A 1,014-nucleotide genomic window follows, 5' to 3' on the forward strand; every position below is an offset into this window, starting at 1 on the left:
ACTGTGCTCGCTTTGATGCGTTTATCTGGCATCAAAGCACTAGAAGTCCCTGCCAAACTATACGTCAACTATTTTCGTTCAGTGCCACTGTTATTGGTACTACTTTGGTTTTACTTTGCCGTACCTATGATCTACTTTTGGGTTGCGGGTAAATACTTGCAACTCGATGCAGCTTTTGCCTCCTGTGTGGTTGCCTTTATGATGTTTGAGGCGGCGTATTTCTCGGAGGTTGTCAGGGCTGGTATTCAATCTATCGGGAGCGGGCAGGTCAATGCTGCCAAAGCACTAGGTATGACATACGGACAAACCATGCGCTTAGTCATCTTGCCGCAAGCGTTTCGCAAGATGCTGCCGCTGATACTTCAGCAGTGTATTATCTTGTTCCAAGATACGACGCTGGTATTTGCTATTGGCTTGACGGACTTTTTCCGCGCCGCCTACGTGCGCGGGGAGCTGATGGGCTTATTAACGCCTTATATTTTGGGCGCAGGAGCGGTGTACTTTATCATTAGTTTGAGTGCTTCTATCGGCGTGCAACAAGTACAAAAGCGCTTAAGATTTTAGAGCTATTAGGCGATATATTAATTTTAGTCTGATATATCGCAATTTTTAAAGACAATATGGCTAGGAGCCTGCGATGAGCAAAGCTGACACATACATAAATGACTTCGGTGGACTGGTCACAAATAATGGTCACGCAACCGATGAGATGGTCATTGAGATTGATAACGTCAGCAAATGGTATGGCGATTTTCAGGTATTGACTGATTGTACCGCGCACGTGCATAGAGGTGATGTCGTCGTCGTTTGTGGCCCGTCAGGTAGCGGTAAATCAACTCTAATCAAAACGGTTAATGGCCTTGAACCTTTTCAAAAAGGGCAAATTATGGTCAACGGCATCTCGGTTGGCGCATCTAAGACTAACTTGCCAAAGCTACGTAGCCGCGTTGGCATGGTGTTTCAACATTTTGAGTTGTTTCCGCATCTGACAATTATCGATAATTTGACTGTGGC

The 1,014-nt window shown here is 45.5% G+C and carries 2 protein-coding genes; both read left to right on the forward strand.

Annotated elements, in window-relative coordinates:
* Positions 1–564 (forward strand): ABC transporter permease subunit (locus ACTXGO_RS14585; RefSeq protein WP_443575025.1); only part of this gene is annotated, 564 nt, incomplete at its 5' end.
* 145 nt (positions 565–709) lie between these two features.
* Positions 710–1,014, forward strand: a 305-nt coding sequence (locus ACTXGO_RS14590; RefSeq protein ID WP_443575026.1) for an ATP-binding cassette domain-containing protein, incomplete at its 3' end; no start/stop codon positions are given.

This window comes from Psychrobacter sp. T6-1 (assembly GCF_052258445.1).